Here is an 18,368-nt window from a genome sequence, read left to right as displayed (position 1 = left end):
ATATAAGCGATATGAAAAATTATAAAAACAAAATATCAACAAGTCTATTGGCATGTTTATTCGTATTTGCCCTTTATTCTTGTAGCGACGATTATTTAGAAGAAGTGGATCGATATAGTATCGATTCTGAAAGTTATTTTAACTCTGAAACCGATTATTATAACGCATTAATAGGAGCGTATGATTTATTGCAAGCGAGTTATTTAAATGTGATAATGGGTGAAATAGCCTCAGATAATACGGTCGCTGGGGGTGAAAGTGCTACCGATGTGGTAAGCTGGCAACAGATTGATAAAATGATTCATACCCCTGTAAACTCCGAATTAAGGAAGTTATGGGAATGGATGTACGCGGGTGTTAACAGAACTAATTTTATCTTAGAATTTCAGGATAAAACAGATTTTGAAGGGAAAGAAATTATTTTGGGTGAGGCCCGATTTTTAAGAGCCTATTACTATTTTGAATTGGTAAAATGGTTTGGCCCGGTGCCTTTAAAAGAAACACGATTTGTTTTAGGTGATGAAACGTCTATTCCAAGAGCTCCTGTAGCAGATGTGTATGCCTTAATTGAAGCCGATCTAAACTATGCCATAACGAATCTAAACTATGCAGCACCTCAAGTGGGAAGAGCTACTAAAGGATCTGCGCAAGCGCTTTTAGGAAAAGCATATTTATATCAAAATAAATTTTCTGAAGCAGCAAATGTTCTGGACAACCTAATCGCTAATGGACCTTACGATCTGGTAAGTGATTATGATATGATTTTTGAAAAGGCTGGTGAAAATGGTATAGAATCTGTTTTTGAAATACAATACTCTGATGCGAAAGGTGCTAGTTTCGATTGTTTACAATGTAGTGAAGGTAATATAGCGGTTGGATTTAACGGAATTAGAAACTATTCTGGCCCTTTTTTCGATTCTGGATTTAGTTTTAACGTTCCCACGAAAGAAGTGGTAGATGCTTTTGAAATTGGCGATTTACGTAAAGATGTTGCGATTTTAGACATTGAAGCGTGGGCAACCGCACATAATGTAACTTATGCCGAAGGTAACGAACATACAGGATATTATAATAGAAAATACATAGCTAGACAAGGGGATTTAAATACAGGCGATCAAAACCTTACAAATCCTAATAATTACAGAGCCATTCGTTTTGCAGACGTGTTATTAATGGCGGCCGAAGCGTATAACCGAGGCGACATTAGCGACACTAAAGCACAACAATACTTAAATAGAGTTCGAGCAAGAGCTTTTGGAGCACCAAACGACATAACGTCTACAGGAGCGGTGCTTACAGATGCTATTGCAAACGAAAGACGTGTAGAACTTGTTGGTGAAGGCCATCGGTTTTTCGATTTAGTGAGAACCGGTAGAGGTTTAGAAATTGAAGGCTTTACTACTGGTAAAAACGAGGTGTTTCCTATTCCTGTTGAAGAAATCCAGTTTTCGAATGGAAACTGGGAACAAAATCCAAATTATTAATATAACGATACTATGATGAACTATATAAAATATGCATTCAGCTTATGTCTTGTTGCTCTAATAACATGGAGTTGCTCAGAAGACGATAATATCGATTATGTAGCGGCTATAAAAGCGCCTACAAATGTTACTGCATCAGTACGCATCACTCAAGACAATACGGGTATGGTTACCATAACACCACTAGCAGAAGGCGCTGTGAGCTACAATATTAGTTTTGGCGATGGCTCTGATAAACTAGAAGGCCTTGTTCCTGGAAATGGTGCAAAACACATATACGCCGAAGGGGTTTACGATGCTACAATTACAGCTGTAAGTTTAAATGGCTTAACTACTGAAGCTACTCAAAACATAGTGGTATCCTTTAAAGCTCCTGAAAACTTAGAAGTTACTATGGAGAACGATGCGGCAATTTCTAAACAAGTAAATGTTTCGGCAACTGCAGATTTTGCTACTTTTTTTGAGGTATATTTTGGAGAACCCGGAAAAACAGATCCTTTACCCTTGAATGTTAACGAAACAGTTTCGTATCAATATCAAGAAGCAGGAAATTATACCATTAGAGTGGTTGCCATGAGTGCAGCCGCAGCGAGCGTAGAGTATTCAGAAACGTTTGAAGTTACAGCCATTTTACAACCCTTAAAAGCGGCACCGGTTCCTTTTAGAGCACAATCTGATGTTATTTCTATTTATAGTGATTCATATACAAGTCCTGATCCTATTGATTTTTATCCAAATTGGGGACAGACTACAACGTATACGCAAATTGCGGTAGATGGGAATAATATGATTCAATACGGGGACATTACGTATCAAGGTATTGATTTTTCATCAGCGCCTATTGATGCTTCAGCAATGGAATTTTTACACGTTGATATTTGGACTGCAGATGCTGATTTTGATGCAAAACTATCACCTATTAGCGCTGGTCCTAATGAAACAGCTTATGATTTAGAGTTGGTTGCCAATAAATGGAATTCGTTTGACATTCCACTGTCATTTTTCACCGATCAAAACCCATTGGTAGATTTTTCAAATATCATTCAATTTAAACTTGAAGGAATACCCTCTGGCAGCGGTACGCTGTTTTTGGACAACCTTTATTTTTATAAATCGTCCACAGGAAGCAGTACAGGTACTTTACCGCTTACTTTTGAAGGTGGTTTTTTACTGGATGGTTTTGATGGTGGTGGTACAGCTGTTATTGCCAACCCAGAGTCTACAGGAAACCTCTCGTCATACGTATTACAAATGATTAAGGGTGCAGGACAGCCTTGGGCAGGTTCTAAAATTACAATAGACTCACCATTCTCTTTTGCTAATGGTACAACGGTTACCGCAAAAGTATGGTCTCCAAGAGTGGGTTTAAACCTGTTGATGAAATTTGAAGATGCAACACCATGGCCTAATGTAACGTCTACAGCCGAAATTACTGCAACCACTAGCGTAGCAAATCAATGGGAAACCTTAAGCTTTGATTTTTCTGGAGTGGATATGGCTGTCGATTTTTATAATATGGTTTTAATTATGGATAATGGTATACAGGGTGATGCTTCTGCTAATTACACCATTTATGTCGATGATATTGCGTCAGAACCTATGTTAGTCTTTGAACCCGAATATATTTTGGATGGTTTTGATGGTGGGGGTACTTCTGTAATTTCAAATCCGCATCCCGTTGGCAATCCGTCTAAAAATGTATTACAGTTAATTAAGGGTGCTGGACAAATTTGGGCGGGATCAAAACTTACAGTGCCTACAGCATTTGATTTTACGGCTGGAACTACCATTACTGCTAAAGTATGGTCGCCAAGAGCAGGACTGGATTTACTTATGAAATTTGAAGACTCTGTGCCATGGCCAAATGCTACAGAAACAGCTGAGGTTGTTGTCACCACAACGGTTGCAAATCAATGGGAAACCTTAAGTTTCAATTTTTCAGGTGTAGATACAGCTGTAGATTTTTATAATCTCATTATGATTATGGATAATGGAACAGAAGGCGATGCTTCTGCCAACTACACGATTTATGTAGATGATATTGCGCAAAACTAAAGATTCAAAAACTAAACGAAGACATATGAAAAACTTAAAATTTAATATAGCACTTCTTCTTGCTTTGGCATTTCTGTTTACAGCATGTCAGGAAGATGATGCAACACTAGGAGATATTATGGTTCCAACAGGTGTTACCATAAGTGCAGAAGTAGTAGGATTAGACGCAGATAATCCTTTTGGAGATGGTAGTGGATTTGTAAAATTTACTGCTACAGCAAATAATGAAATAACCTATAACTTTAATTTTGGCGATGGGAAAACAGGCGTTGCTCCCTCTGGAATAACAACGCACAGGTTTACCCTTACAGGTGTGAATACGTATACTGTAGTGGTTAATGCAGTAGGTACAGGAGGCGCGGTATCTAGTACTTCTATGGACGTAGAAGTTTTTAGTTCCTTTTCAGATATTGAAGCAGGAAATTTAATGGCTGGTGAACTGATTGGCGATTCTAAAACCTGGTATTGGGCAGCAAATAGTCCGCTCCATGTTGGTTTAGGGCCCGTGGAAGATGATTATGGAAATGGTGAATTTGCCTATGAAGCATGGTGGAATGGAATAAAACCTTGGGATGACGAAAAATATTGTATGTATACTAATGCGTTTGTTTTTACCCGTACTGAAGATGGCTTAACGTTTGAACAGACTCAAGGTCCTGCATTTGTCCCAGGTGCTTACGCCGATATTATCGGTGTTTCTGGAGACACTTGTCATGATGAAACTGTAGCAACAAACATGTTTGGTGTTAAAAATATTTCTTTTTTACCATCATCATCAAAAGCTGCTGTAGAAGGGTCTTATAACGATAAACCATATAGAGGAACAGCTTTCGAAATTTCTGAAGGTGGTTTTATGGGGTGGTTTGTTGGAGCGAGTACGTATGATATCATTTCGGTTAGCGAAAACACTTTGCATGTAAGAATTATTCAACCTGGGTTTGGTGCTTGGTACCAAGTTTTTACGTCTAGTAAACCTGTTGAAGGTGAAGCTGTTTTTGAATCGGAATTTAACGACTTAGTATGGTCTGATGAATTTGATTCTAACGGGGCTCCAAATGCTGCTAATTGGACTTATGATTTAGGTGCAGGTGGTTGGGGAAACCAAGAAGTTCAAACCTATACTAGTGATGCCAATAATGTTATTGTTGAAGACGGGGTGCTTAAAATCATGGTTAAAAAAGAGGGTAGTACTTACACATCAACACGCTTAAAGTCCCAAGGCTTACAAGCGTTTAAATATGGACGTATAGAAGCTAAAGCAAAACTACCAAGTACAGCCGGTACATGGCCTGCTATTTGGATGCTTGGATCAAACTTTGATACCGTAGGATGGCCTAAATGTGGAGAAATAGATATTATGGAGCAAACAGGTGGCGACAAAAACACCTCGCTAGGTACCTTTCATTGGTTTGACTCTGGTACTAACGCAAATGCGAGTTATGGTGAAACCTTAGCGGTTAATAACATGACTACAGAGTTTCATCTCTATAGCCTAGAATGGTCTGCAGAAAAGCTGATTGTTCTAGTAGACAATATCCCTGTAGTAACGATGGATAATAATGCCAATTTACCATTTTACGATAAAAATTTCTTTTTAATATTAAATGTTGCCATGGGCGGAAGTTTAGGGGGGAATATTGACCCAGCATTTACCCAAGATACCATGGAAATAGATTACATAAGAGTCTATCAATAATGTAAAGGCGTAATAAAAAGGTCAGGAGTAAAATATAAAAAACACTGGCCTTTTTAATCGCTATAAAAAGGAACCACTTTAATAGAATACTTTTTAATTAAAATACTAATATTTAACTTAAGTAACTGTAAATAAGTTATTTATATTAAGTGTTTAAGGAGCTTATTATCAAAATTTTTAAGCTTTTTCCTATAAAAATAAGTGTAATGAAAAATACCACGATTATAGAATCTGAAAAATCAACAGCTTCAAATACGGATAAGATGGACAAAACATTAGTAAGCCTTAATGGCGAAACATATTATAAGATTTCTAATAGCGATAACCTGCGTCCATTTTTTATGAGTATTGTAAGCGACTCTAACCATTGGATGTTTATCTCTAGTAATGGGGGATTAACAGCCGGTAGAAAAAATGCAGAATCGTCTTTGTTTCCATATTATACCGACGATAAAATTACTGAATTGGCAGATACCACGGGAAGCAAAACAATCATTCAAGTTCATATTAAAGACGAATCCTATATCTGGGAGCCTTTTTCTGAAAGACAAACAGGGGTGTACAGAACCACCAGAAACTTATATAAAAACAAGTACGGGAACAAGGTCGTTTTTGAAGAGATCAATAAAGATTTAAAACTTACATTTAGATATCAATGGAGTTCTAGTAATCAATTTGGTTTTGTAAAAAGTGCCACGATTATAAACAACTCTGGAAAAGCTATTACCCTAACTGTTTTAGATGGTTTACAGAATATTCTACCTTCTGGTGTTACTTCAGAGCTACAAAATAGCCGAAGCAATTTGGTTGATGCATATAAAAAGAGCGAATTACAAACCGAAGTAGGGTTAGGGATATATGCATTAAGTGCTGTAATTGTAGATAAAGCAGAACCTAGCGAAGCTTTAAAGGCAAATGTAGTATGGTCTGTGGGTATGGACAATCCAGTGCATTTATTGTCTTCTTTACAGTTAAACAGGTTTAGGAAAAAACAGGAGATTCACGAAGAATTAGATGTAAAGGCTGAAAAAGGAGCTTATTTTATTTCATCTACGATGGCATTGCAAGCACAAGCCGAAGCAAATTGGATGTTTGCTGCCAATGTGAATCAATCCATTTCAGATATTGTTGCCATTTCACAAATTCTAAAAAAGGAGCAAAATATTGTTGCTTTAATCCAGAAAGACATCGATGCAGGAACTAATAAACTAATTGCATTAACAGGCGCATCAGATGGTCTTCAACTCACAGAAGATCCATTAATAAACACCAGACATTTTGCAAATACGCTATTTAATATTATGCGAGGTGGTATTTTTGACGATGGTTATACTATCGAAAAGAAAGATTTTATAGCTTATATAGCCCATGCCAACAAAAAGGTGTATAAGAAAAAGGAAGCGCTATTAAACGCTTTACCTGTATTATTTGCCTTAAAGGATATTAAGGTTATGGCCGAGCAAGATGAAGACAAAAACTTTAAAAGACTTTGCTTGGAATACTTACCTCTTAAATTTAGTAGAAGACATGGAGACCCTAGTAGGCCATGGAACAAATTTTCTATTAATACACAAAGTGAAATAGATGGGTCTAAAATATTGGATTATGAAGGGAACTGGCGGGATATATTTCAAAATTGGGAGGCCTTAGCGCACGCCTATCCCGAATATATCGAAGGGATGATATACAAGTTTTTAAATGCAACTACATTTGAAGGCTACAACCCGTACCGTGTTACAAAAGGAGGTTTTGATTGGGAGATTATTGAAGAAAACGACCCATGGTCTTATATTGGGTATTGGGGAGATCATCAAATTATTTACCTGTTAAAATTCTTAGAATTTATAGAAGATCATTATCCTAGACAGTTGGAAAAGCGGTTTTTAGAAACTGTTTTTGTATACGCCAATGTGCCTTATAAAATAAAAAGCTATGAGGATATACTGGTTAACCCAAAGGACACTATAGATTTTGATCATGATTTAAATGCGAAAATCCAACTAAAAAAAGAAGAGTTAGGGGCAGATGGTGCATTACTTAGAGACGAAAATTTCTTTATTTATAAAGTAAATCTTATTGAAAAACTATTGGCTACTGTTTTGGCTAAAGTCTCTAATTTTATTCCCGAAGGTGGTATTTGGTTAAACACACAGCGCCCAGAATGGAATGATGCCAACAACGCTTTGGTGGGTAATGGCGTATCCATGGTAACACTATATTACTTAAATCGCTTTTTGAACTTCTTCGAAAACGTAATTTCTAAATCTGAAATAAAAGGCTTTGAACTGTCTTCAGAATTAGCCCTGTTTTTTAGTGAAGTAGTGACTACACTTCAAAGTAATTCACATATACTCTCTGGAAGCGTTTCAAATAAAGATAGAAAAACAGTTTTAGATGGTTTAGGCTTAGCGGGCAGTAAATACAGGACTACGATTTATGAAAATGGATTTTCTAGTCATAAAACGAGCATTGATAAAACTACTATTTTAGAGTTTATTCACATTACAAAGGCATATGTGCAACACACGATAAGGGCCAATAAACGTACGGATAATATGTATCATGCGTATAACTTGATGACGACAGAAAATGATCGAGAAATTTCTATATCGCATTTGTCTGAAATGTTAGAAGGCCAAGTGGCGGTATTGAGTTCTGGCTACCTTTCTGCTGCTCAGGCATTAGATGTGTTGGATGGTTTAAAAAATAGTGCCCTGTTTCGGGAAGACCAATACAGTTATATACTCTACCCTAATAAAACGCTAGCGCGATTTGATAAAAAGAACACGATCCCTTCAGAAAAAGTAGCGCAATCTAACTTATTAAAAGCTTTGGTAGCAGATGGAAATCGACAAATTATCGAACAGGATGTTTTAGGTGATTATCATTTCAACAGCAATTTTAATAACGCAAATAGTTTAAAAAAGGCTTTAAAGGCCTTAAATGAAACTTATAGAGAAGAGGTTGAAAGCGATAAAGCGTTTGTATTACAGGTCTTTGAAGATATTTTTGATCATAAGTCTTTTACAGGACGATCTGGTACCTTTTTTGGATACGAAGGCTTAGGTTCTATCTATTGGCACATGGTTTCTAAATTGGTATTAGCCGTCCAAGAAAACTGTTTATTGGCCATCAATACCAACGAAAGTGATACTGTTATTGGTAAACTTTTAGACCATTATTACGAAATTAACGCCGGTATCGGTGTGCATAAATCACCAGAACTATATGGTGCTTTTCCAACGGATCCCTATTCGCATACCCCAGCAACAAAAGGTGCTCAACAACCAGGCATGACCGGACAGGTTAAAGAAGATATATTAAGTCGATTTGGAGAATTAGGTGTTTTTGTTAAGGAAGGAAGAATACAATTTAATCCCCACGTATTACAATCGAAAGAGTTTTTACAAGCGCCAGCAACTTTCGAGTTTACAAATATCCATAAAGAAACACAAGAAATTACACTTGAAAAAGATACGTTGTGCTTTACCTATTGCCAGGTTCCTATACTTTATAAACGTTCTAAAAATGAAGGGATACGCGTCTTTTTTAATGATGATAGACTGATTGATTTTAACGAAATGAGCCTCGATTTAGACACTTCAAAAGCCATATTTGAAAGAAATGGTTTGATTAACAAAATAATAGTTTCAATAAAACACTAAAACATGAATACACTAAAACACATATCGGTTATTGTTATTGTAGTACTATTTAGTAACTATTCCCACAGTCAGATAGGGAATGTTATTTGGGAAGAAAACTTTAATACCCTTGACAATTGGACTAAAGTTACAGGTAATGGCGCCTGGGGTTGGGGTAATGGCGAACTGGAGTTTTATAAGGAAGAAAACGTTATTATAGATGCTATTCCAGGAGAACCAGGCAATAATGGCGTTCGTATTACTGCGAAACAGGAATCGGGGCCAGGTATTACCGATCAATGGGGCAACGCGTTACAATACACGTCTGGAAAAATTGAGTCAAAATCAAAAGTTTCTGTTAAATATGGTGTTATTGAAGCTCGAGTAAAAATACCAAACTTGAATTTAGGAGGATGGCCAGCAGTTTGGCTATTAGGAACTTCAAATCATCCATGGCCAAATAAAGGAGAAATTGATATGATGGAAATGGGACATGATCAAGCATTTCGAGATTTGCATGATACACATAATGGTGGGAACGGTTTAAATAATTCTACAGTGAACCAAGTTGTAGGGGCTAATGCTATTTTTTATTCAGAAGATGCTATAGCTCCAGGAAACCTTTCAGGGGCTGCCAGTACGGCATGGGATCCAGAAGATTTATATTGCAGGCCTTATTACAATCATGATGTACCTCTTACCGATAGATTTATTGTTTATAGAACGTATTGGGATGAAAACAGTTTAAGGTTTACGGTTATTGACGAGGGCGTAGAGCATGATCTTTACACAGAGCCTTTTACAATTAGCAGTGAATCGGATGCCTTTCGAAAACCCTTTTACTTAATAGCAAACCTTGCTATAGGTGGTGCGTTTACAGATGCTTACAACCTTGGCGATCCTGGTAGTGGCGCCGCAGTATCGATGGCACTACCAGCCGATATGGTTATAGACTATATTAAAGTAATGGAGTGGAATGGGCAAGGAGAAATCCACATGGGACCTCCAGTAGAAAAAAATGGGGTTTTTGGAATATATACCGATGAAACCCCTACACAGGACGCGTTAGTGCTAGGAGAGGATGCGGAAGTCTATGTTTGGGAGTCTACATTGTCAGATGGTACTATTGCCCCTTACGAAGGCGCTAACGGAATTTCTTGGACCACAACTGGAAAAGGCTGGTTTGGTGCAGGAATCATGTCTGAACAACCTGTTAATCTTTTAAATTTTGGAGCGGGCAATCTTAAGTTCAAAATAAAAATTCCGGCACATGTAAGTTTTAAAATTGGAATTATCGATGCTTGGGGAAACGAGAACTATGTTAGTTTTCCGGCCAATCAAACGGTATATGGCTTAACCAGAGATGGTCAATGGGGACAAGCCACTATTCCGGTTGTCGATATTCGAGGTCAATTTATAGATTTAAGAATGTTGAACTATGAATTTGTGATTTTAGAAGAAAGTGGGGCTTCCGCCGAATTCGCTCTAGACGATATTTATTGGGAAGATGGGTTGGCTTTAGGTATTCATGATTTTCAAACCACAGATATAAGCATATTTCCTAACCCAACTCATGATGTTTGGACTATCAAAACAAAAAAAGAAACGATTCAATCTATTCAAGTATATGATATTTTAGGACAGCAGGTCTTAGTCTTATCCAAAACATCTCATGAAGTAAACGTGGACAGTTCAGGTTTAAAAACTGGAGTTTATTTTATTCATGTTAAAACGGATAAAGGCGTTCAGATATCAAAACTGATTAAAAACTAACGATAAGTTTATAATGGGTATGAAAAAAACAATCCTCTATTTTTTTGCTTTTGTGTTGGTGTTTAACTGTGACAACAAACCCAAGGAGGTAGTAAACATTACTGCCGCAGATATTTTGGGAAATCCAAAATACCTGGCTATTTCTTATGGAGGTTATCGTCAAACATCACGAGAAGTGCAGCCTACAATTGCAGAATTGAAGGAGGATATGAAAATTCTTTCTGCCATGAACATAAAGGTGTTGCGAACTTATAACGTGCATTTGGCTCAAACGTCAAATCTGTTAAAAGCCATTAGTCAATTAAAAAAAACGGACGCTAACTTTGAGATGTATGTTATGTTAGGTGCGTGGATTGACTGTGAAAACGCTTTTAATTCGGAAAACAAGAAACCTAATCATGATGCTGAGAGTGATAGAAATGCTATTGAAATAGAAACGGCTATCTCCTTAGCGAATCAATATCCCGATATCGTGAAAATGATTGCTGTAGGGAATGAAGCCATGGTAAAATGGGCGACCAGTTACTACGTACAACCTCATGTTATTTTAAAATGGGTAAATCATTTACAAGGCTTAAAGGCTACTGGAAAGCTTCCCAAAGACTTATGGGTTACGAGTTCCGATAATTTTGCGTCTTGGGGCGGTGGCGAAACCGTGTATCATACAGAAGATTTAAATGCGCTTATTAAAGCGGTAGATTTTATTTCCATGCATACATACCCCATGCACGACACGCATTATAACCCTTTATTTTGGGATGTGCCTGAAAATGACTTATCTGAAATTGAAATAGTTGATGCAGCTATGCTGCGGGCTAAAGCCTATGCCATTTCGCAATATGATAGTGTTTATAATTATATGAGGCATTTAAATATAAAAAAACCAATTCATATTGGAGAAACTGGTTGGGCAAGTGTTTCTAATGGGCTATACGGTAAGAAGGGATCACGAGCAACAGACGAATATAAACAAGCCATGTATTATAAACACATGCGCGATTGGACGAATGCTAAAGGGATGTCGTGTTTTTATTTTGAAGCTTTTGATGAGCAATGGAAGGACGCCAAAAACCCTTTGGGATCCGAAAACCATTTTGGATTAATTAATTTAAAAGGAGAAGCCAAATATTCATTATGGAACCTGGTGGATCAAGGGGTTTTTAAAGGCTTAACCAGAAACGGAAAAGAAATTAAAAAGACGTTTAATGGAGACAAACAAGCGCTTATGGAAACGGTTTTAATACCTACAGTAACTTCAGATTTAGTAAAATAATAAAAAGGATGCAATTTTTAAAAAACATATTAATTCTAGCTTTTTTACTCCCTTTATTTTCATGTGGAGGTAAAGACGGATTAGGAGCCGTACATATTTCCGATCGTCAAATTTTGGTAAATAAGGTGCCATACCTTATAAAAGGGATTTGTTATCACCCTGTTCCAAAAGGAAGCAGTAAAAGAAATTTTGAAACTTTAACTCAAGATTTGGCATTAATGCAGGAGGCTAATATTAATACGATAAGGGTGTATGAACCCATTAAAGATAAAGCGGTTTTAGATGATATTCATGCTGCGGGTATAAAAGTGATTATAGGCTTTGGATATAACCAAGATGGCGTTTTCGATATAAAATCAGGAACCTTTATCGACTATGTAAAAGCCTATAAAAACCATCCAGCTATTTTAATGTGGGAGCTTGGTAATGAATATAACTACCACCCTGAGTGGTTTGAAGGCGATATTAAAAATTGGTATAAAATCATGAATAATGCAGCAGGTATTATACATCAAAATGATACCGATCACCCTGTTACTACGGCGCATGGTGAATTACCAGATGCTGTGGCACTGGCATTTTCTCCAAACATCGATGTATGGGGTATAAATGTATACCGATGGGACAATCCAGAGAGTATATTTTCAGAATGGGAAGCGATAAGCACAAAACCTATGTATTTATCAGAAGCAGGAGGTGATAGCTATATGTCTATTGAAAACCATGGCTTTAAACAAGGGAGTAATGAAAGCGCACAAGCAACAGCCAATGCTAATATTTTATCTAAAATATTTAAAAATCAAGACATCTGTTTAGGGGTTACCATGTTTTCTTTTACAGATGGGTGGTGGAAAGCAGGGCACCCAGAAAGGCAAGATGTTGGCGGCTGGGCTCCAAATAGTAGCGGCGTGCCTTATGACGGGGCTCCTAATGAAGAGTATTGGGGAATTGTAAATATCGATAGGCAGAAAAAAGAAACATTTGAAGTTTTAAAAAATAAATATAAATAACTAAATATAGAACAATGAAAACATTCAGTTGCTTAATGGTTTTTATGGTAGTACTATCAAGTTGTCATAAAAAAGATAACCCCATAGAATTTGAGGTGTATGAAACCTCGGCTAGCGGAAATAATCTTAAAAAAATTAATAATTTTCAAAATTTTGATACTCTAGTAAGCCTAAAGTTATTGCCAGAACAAACCTTTCAGACCATAACAGGTTTTGGTGGGTCTTTTACAGAATCATCGGCATACTTATTAAACCAACTTAGTAAGAAAAATAGAGATACAATTTTAAAAGCGTATTTCGCAAACGATGGTGCCCGATATTCTTTAACAAGAACGCACATGAATTCTTGTGATTTTTCATTGACAAATTATTCATATACACCAGTAGAAGGGGACAAAACCCTAGAGCATTTTACTATTGAAGAAGATATGGACGACCTCATTCCAATGATAAAAGATGCTATGGCGATTTCAGAAGATGGCTTTAAAATTATAGCCTCACCATGGTCAGCGGCGCCCTGGATGAAAGATAATAAGCATTGGGTGGGTGGAAAATTACTTCCAGAATACTATGATACTTGGGCCTTGTTCTTCTCTAAATACATAGATGCTTATAAAGCTGAGGGTATAGATGTTTGGGGGTTTACTGTAGAAAATGAACCACACGGCAATGGCAATAATTGGGAAAGTATGCATTACACACCAAAAGAAATGACCGATTTTGTACAAAAGCACTTAGGGCCGAAACTTGAAGCGGATGGAAAAGGAGATAAAATAATATTAGGATACGACCAAAATAGAGCCGGACTTAAAGACTGGGTAGACGAGATGTTTAGAGATGAAGCCTCTTCAAAATACTTCGATGGTACGGCGATTCATTGGTATGAAAGCACTTATGACTATTTTCCAGAGGCCTTACAATATGCACATAATAAAGCGCCTAATAAATACTTAATAGAAACGGAAGGGTGCGTAGACTCCCAAGTACCCGTTTGGAAAGATGATGCGTGGTACTGGAAAAAAGAAGCTACCGATTGGGGTTGGGATTGGGCGTCTGAAGAAGATAAGCATTTACACCCCAAATACGCTCCTGTTAATCGTTATGCTAGAGATATTATCGGTTGCTTAAACAATTGGGTAGATGGGTGGATAGACTGGAACATGGTATTAGACCGTCAAGGCGGGCCAAATTGGTTCGAAAACTGGTGTGTCGCTCCAGTAATTGTAGATCCCGATGCAGATGAGGTTTATTTTACGCCACTTTATTATACGATGGCCCATTTTAGTAAATATATGCGTCCAGGTGCCCAAGTTATTGGTGTAGAAAACTCCGACCCTTCACTTATGGTATCTGCGGTTAAAAACCCAGATGGCTCTATTGCAGTGGTAGCGTTTAATGAAGGAGAAGTTCCTAAAAGTCTTTCGATTGCTATACACAATAAAACCATAAAGATGAGTATTCCTGAAAAAGCGCTTCAAACTATTATAATCCCAAAACCATAATTAAAAGAGGGTTATTACTAATAATTAAAATAAAATAAGATGTCTAAAACAAATAAAGTTCCCATCGGGCAAAAGATTGCCTTCGGGGTGGGTATGCTTGCAAATCAAATGTTTCCTGCTGTATTGGGGATTTTTATGGTCGTTTTAGTACAGGATTTAGGTTTTCCAGGATGGATGTGGGGAATATTGTTCTTTGTTCCTAGGTTGTTCGATTCCATTACAGATCCTATAATGGGGTTTATTTCAGACAATACAAAATCAAGATGGGGGAGACGTAAGCAATATGTCTTTATTGGAGCCATCATTTTAGGAGTCTCATTCGTTATCATGTGGCAGCTTCATAGGGAAAATGGTTTAGATTATAATTTCACTTATTTTCTACTTTGGTCTATTGTTTTTTATCTCGGTTTAACCATTTTTAGTGTGCCTTATGTGGCCATGGGCTATGAAATGAGCAACGATTTTCACGAGCGCACCAATATTATGGCTGTCTCGCAATGGATTGGCCAATGGGCATGGGTTATTGCCCCTTGGTTTTGGGTTATCATGTACGATAAAACGTGGTTCGAATCTGCCGATGTGGCCACTAGAACATTGGCCGTTTGGGTTGGAATTGCGTTTATGTTATGTGCTATGGTGCCTGCTATTTTTATTAAGGGCCAATCGACATTACATGAGAATTATTCACCTTTAACCGCTAAAACGATAGGCCAGAGTTTAAAAGAAATAGTACAAGGGTTTAAAGAAGCATTTCAATTAAAACCCTTTAGAAAATTATGTATGGCCACATTTTTAATTTTTAATGCTTTTAATACTATTGCCAGCTTTTCCTTTTTTATAGTGGTGTATCACTTATTTAATGGGAGTGCCGATGCTGCTGGTATTTGGCCTACACTTTTTGGTAGTCTTGGCGCCTTATCAACCACCTTTTTAGTCATTCCAATTGTAACAAAGATGTCTAAAATATGGGGTAAAAGAAATGCTTTTATCGTATGTCAAACCATTTCGATTATAGGCTATATCATGCTTTGGTTTCTTTTTATTCCAGGCAAACCGTATATGTTCATTTTTGCCTTACCTTTTTTTTCCTTTGGAATAGGAAGCTTGTTTACGCTTATGATGTCCATGACGGCAGATGTTATCGATCTTGATGAATTAAATTCAGGAAAGCGAAGAGAAGGTGTTTTTGGTGCTATTTATTGGTGGATGGTAAAGTTTGGCCTTGCCATTGCCGGATTGTTAAGTGGTGCTATTATGACTTTAGTAGATTTTAATTCAGGGGCAGCGATACAAACTGAAGGTGCCATAACGGGCTTACGAATTTTCTTTTCAGGTCTACCCATTTTAGGAACCCTTGCGGCCATTTATGTGATGCGAAACTATGATGTAGGCGAAGCGCGTGCAGGTGAAATTCGCAGTGCATTAGAGCTTAGAAAAAAGTAAATAAAACTACTCAATCAGGATATTGTGCAAGGCGCATGGACAATAGCACTTTCTGGACTAAATCTTGATTATAAAAAGGAAAGGCACTTCCAAATATTCTGGTGGGTTATGTAGATGCTTATTATGAGTTTTCAGAACGTCCAAAAATTATAAGGCTTGCGATATTATTTTGGCAAATTGCTACCCGTACCGGGGAGGATGCTTTAATTTATATGAAAAAACATGTATTAAAATACGTTTAACCACTAAAGGTGAAAATTCAACTTTTGGAAGGTAGGTTTCATGTATATAACCTATATCGGACTGTAAATAAAGTAAGCTTTTTATTGATAATCAGTATGATAAGAGTAGAACTTTTGATGATGCGGAAGATGATAATTCTAATTTTATTCAAAAGTGTGATATTGAACATCAAGATGCTGTATGTTTTATGTAAGATTGGGAAGTCTAATCATAACTACCACAATATTACTACAACGTTTTTAAAATATAAGTGCTATTTCTCATAAAACTGAATCATTATTTTTATAGCGCATACCGAATAAACGCTATGGATTAGAAGGTTTAATTATTCTTTCTAATGATTTGTATGGTTTGTATATTACTGATTCATAGTGGTTAAAGATTTTGTGCTTTATTTTTATGAAAGAACGAATTACAAATTTATAACATTAATTAAAATCAAATCATTATGAAAAAAATTACTTTTTTATTTGTCCTTTTGATGATGTCATTTGGATTTGCACAAACCATTCCTGTCACTTTTGATAGTGACATTATAGTCGGATCTAATTGGAAGAAAGATAGCGGTCTTGCATCGGTTGACATAATTGATTTACCTTCTGATATGCCAGACCATGGTAATGCAGGAGAAATTATTAGTGTTGCTACAGGAGAAGCATGGCAAAATGCACAGCTTTCATTAACTAGCAATTATATCGACTTAACAGATGCTACTGGTAACAAGGTTATTACAGTGGATGTTTATGCGGAAAGTACTCAGGTTTTTCTGTTAAAGTTGGAGCAAACTTTAAACGGTACTTCGGGAAGTACCGAAAAGAGCTTCAGTCATACTGGAACGGGATGGGAAACTATTGCTGTAGATTTTAGTGCACCAAATGCGGGCCAACCTATACCTAATGATCAGTATAAACTATTAGTGTTCTTTCCTTGTTATTCCAATGATTTCGCAACACCTCCATTTGATAGTACAACATATATAGACAATGTATCTGACACTTTAGGTACTGCCTTAGCGACACCTGTTTTTGTAATTGTTGACTTTGAGCCTGAAGGTATTGGAAGTGACTGGATTTGGACGGCGACAGAAGTAGCTCCATCCTTATCTCAAATAGGAAACCCTGTAAGTGGAGGTATTAATACATCTGCATATGTTGCTGAATTCGTAGCTCATGCTACCGATCAGAACTGGGCTTTATGCTTTACTAGTAGTATAGGGGAGTTTACTTTTGATGAGACTAATACTACGATAAAAATTATGGTTTACAAGCCAACCATTAGTAACGTGGGTATTAAGTTTGAAGGACTCAGCCCCGCTATTGAAGCTAAGATTGGAAACACTGTAATCAATCAACGGGAAGAACTGACCTTTGATTTCTCATCTCAAATAGGAAGTGCTTACAATAAGCTAATTATTATACCAGATTTTGTAGAAACGAATAGAACCACAGATAATATCATTTATTTTGATAACCTTCAAGTACCAGATGGCGTTATAACAGGCTCATTACCACAACCTGAAGCTGCTGCAACAGCCCCAACACGCGATGAAACAAATCATCAGGTCCTCTCTATTTTTAGCGATGCTTACGCTAACATATCTGGCACAAATTATAATCCCAATTGGGGACAATCTACAGTTGCTACTATAGAAATGGTTGCAGGTGAAGAAGTTTTAAAGTATGAAGGTTTAAATTACCAAGGGACAGAATATGCCGAACAGAATGTTTCGGAACGCACACATCTTCATGTGGATTATTGGACAGCCAATGCCACTACATTGGACTTTTTTCTAATAAGTGAAGGTCAAGAGAAAACTTATGCATTGCCTGTAAGTAGTAAAGAAACATGGCTAAGTACAGATATTCCTTTTAATGCTTTTGCTCCTCCAGTAGATTTAAATGCGGTAAAACAATTTAAGTTAGCAGGGAATGGTACGATTTGGTTTGACAGTTTTTACTTCTATAACGATGTTAGTTTAAGTTATGATGATGTTGAAACGCTCAAATTTAGTGTATATCCTAATCCAACTAAAAAGGGATGACTTATTAAAGCTCAGAATTCTCACATAGCTTCCATTCAAGTATTTGATGTTTTAGGTAAAGGTGTTGTGTTTTTAACGCCGAATTCTAAAGAAGCAAAAGTGGATGCCACTCAATTAAAAACAGGACTGTATTTTGCTGTTCTCCATACAGATAGCGGTTACGAAACTCTGAAATTGATTAAAAACTAACAGCTTTTTGGTCTT

Annotated in this window: 11 protein-coding genes; all 11 read left to right on the top strand. The window is 36.8% G+C overall.

Translation table 11 applies throughout. The features are described 5' to 3' along the window. The first annotated feature begins 11 nt into the window (after positions 1 to 11). The 11 genes from ACFFU9_RS08680 to ACFFU9_RS08630 all read left to right on the top strand — a co-directional run bounded on the left by ACFFU9_RS08680 (position 12) and on the right by ACFFU9_RS08630 (position 18,353). Positions 12 to 1,484, top strand: coding sequence for a RagB/SusD family nutrient uptake outer membrane protein (locus ACFFU9_RS08680; RefSeq protein ID WP_379861009.1), 1,473 nt, complete (start codon positions 12 to 14; stop codon positions 1,482 to 1,484). Positions 1,485 to 1,496: 12 nt separating this feature from the next. Further along, positions 1,497 to 3,539, top strand: a complete 2,043-nt coding sequence (locus tag ACFFU9_RS08675; protein ID WP_379861008.1) for a carbohydrate binding domain-containing protein — start codon at positions 1,497 to 1,499, stop codon at positions 3,537 to 3,539. A 25-nt stretch (positions 3,540 to 3,564) separates the two neighbouring features. Next, a complete protein-coding gene (locus ACFFU9_RS08670) occupies positions 3,565 to 5,235 on the top strand; it encodes a family 16 glycosylhydrolase (RefSeq protein WP_379861007.1) in 1,671 nt (556 codons plus the stop codon). A gap of 206 nt (positions 5,236 to 5,441) precedes the next feature. After that, positions 5,442 to 8,900 carry a 1,3-beta-D-glucan phosphorylase, GH149 family gene (locus ACFFU9_RS08665; RefSeq protein ID WP_379861006.1) on the top strand — a complete coding sequence of 1,153 codons (3,459 nt, stop codon included), beginning with the start codon at positions 5,442 to 5,444 and terminating at the stop codon, positions 8,898 to 8,900. Positions 8,901 to 8,903: 3 nt separating this feature from the next. Beyond that, complete coding sequence (locus ACFFU9_RS08660) at positions 8,904 to 10,652, top strand: T9SS type A sorting domain-containing protein (protein WP_379861005.1); 1,749 nt, start codon at positions 8,904 to 8,906, stop codon at positions 10,650 to 10,652. Positions 10,653 to 10,671: 19 nt separating this feature from the next. Then, positions 10,672 to 11,925: a glycoside hydrolase family 17 protein gene (locus ACFFU9_RS08655; RefSeq protein ID WP_379861004.1), complete on the top strand. Its 1,254-nt coding sequence runs from the start codon at positions 10,672 to 10,674 to the stop codon at positions 11,923 to 11,925. Positions 11,926 to 11,933: 8 nt separating this feature from the next. Continuing rightward, complete coding sequence (locus ACFFU9_RS08650) at positions 11,934 to 12,935, top strand: glycoside hydrolase family 2 TIM barrel-domain containing protein (RefSeq protein ID WP_379861003.1); 1,002 nt, start codon at positions 11,934 to 11,936, stop codon at positions 12,933 to 12,935. Between the two features lie 44 nt (positions 12,936 to 12,979). Further along, positions 12,980 to 14,437: a glycoside hydrolase family 30 protein gene (locus ACFFU9_RS08645; protein WP_379861057.1), complete on the top strand. Its 1,458-nt coding sequence runs from the start codon at positions 12,980 to 12,982 to the stop codon at positions 14,435 to 14,437. 39 nt (positions 14,438 to 14,476) lie between these two features. Then, entirely contained in the window at positions 14,477 to 15,880 is a 1,404-nt protein-coding gene (locus ACFFU9_RS08640) for an MFS transporter (RefSeq protein ID WP_379861002.1), read from the top strand. A gap of 691 nt (positions 15,881 to 16,571) precedes the next feature. Then, positions 16,572 to 18,164 (top strand): hypothetical protein, encoded by a 1,593-nt coding sequence (locus tag ACFFU9_RS08635; RefSeq protein WP_379861001.1) that lies wholly within the window; start codon positions 16,572 to 16,574, stop codon positions 18,162 to 18,164. Between the two features lie 3 nt (positions 18,165 to 18,167). After that, the gene (locus tag ACFFU9_RS08630) at positions 18,168 to 18,353 is read left to right on the top strand and encodes a T9SS type A sorting domain-containing protein (protein ID WP_379861056.1); all 186 of its coding nucleotides are present in this window, start codon (positions 18,168 to 18,170) and stop codon (positions 18,351 to 18,353) included. Positions 18,354 to 18,368 lie beyond the last annotated feature (15 nt).

Source organism: Mariniflexile ostreae (assembly GCF_042427585.1).
In the GTDB taxonomy this organism is placed as follows: domain Bacteria; phylum Bacteroidota; class Bacteroidia; order Flavobacteriales; family Flavobacteriaceae; genus Pseudalgibacter; species Pseudalgibacter ostreae.
Note: the sequence above shows the minus strand (reverse complement) of the source record. Positions and strands in the feature narration are given on the sequence as shown.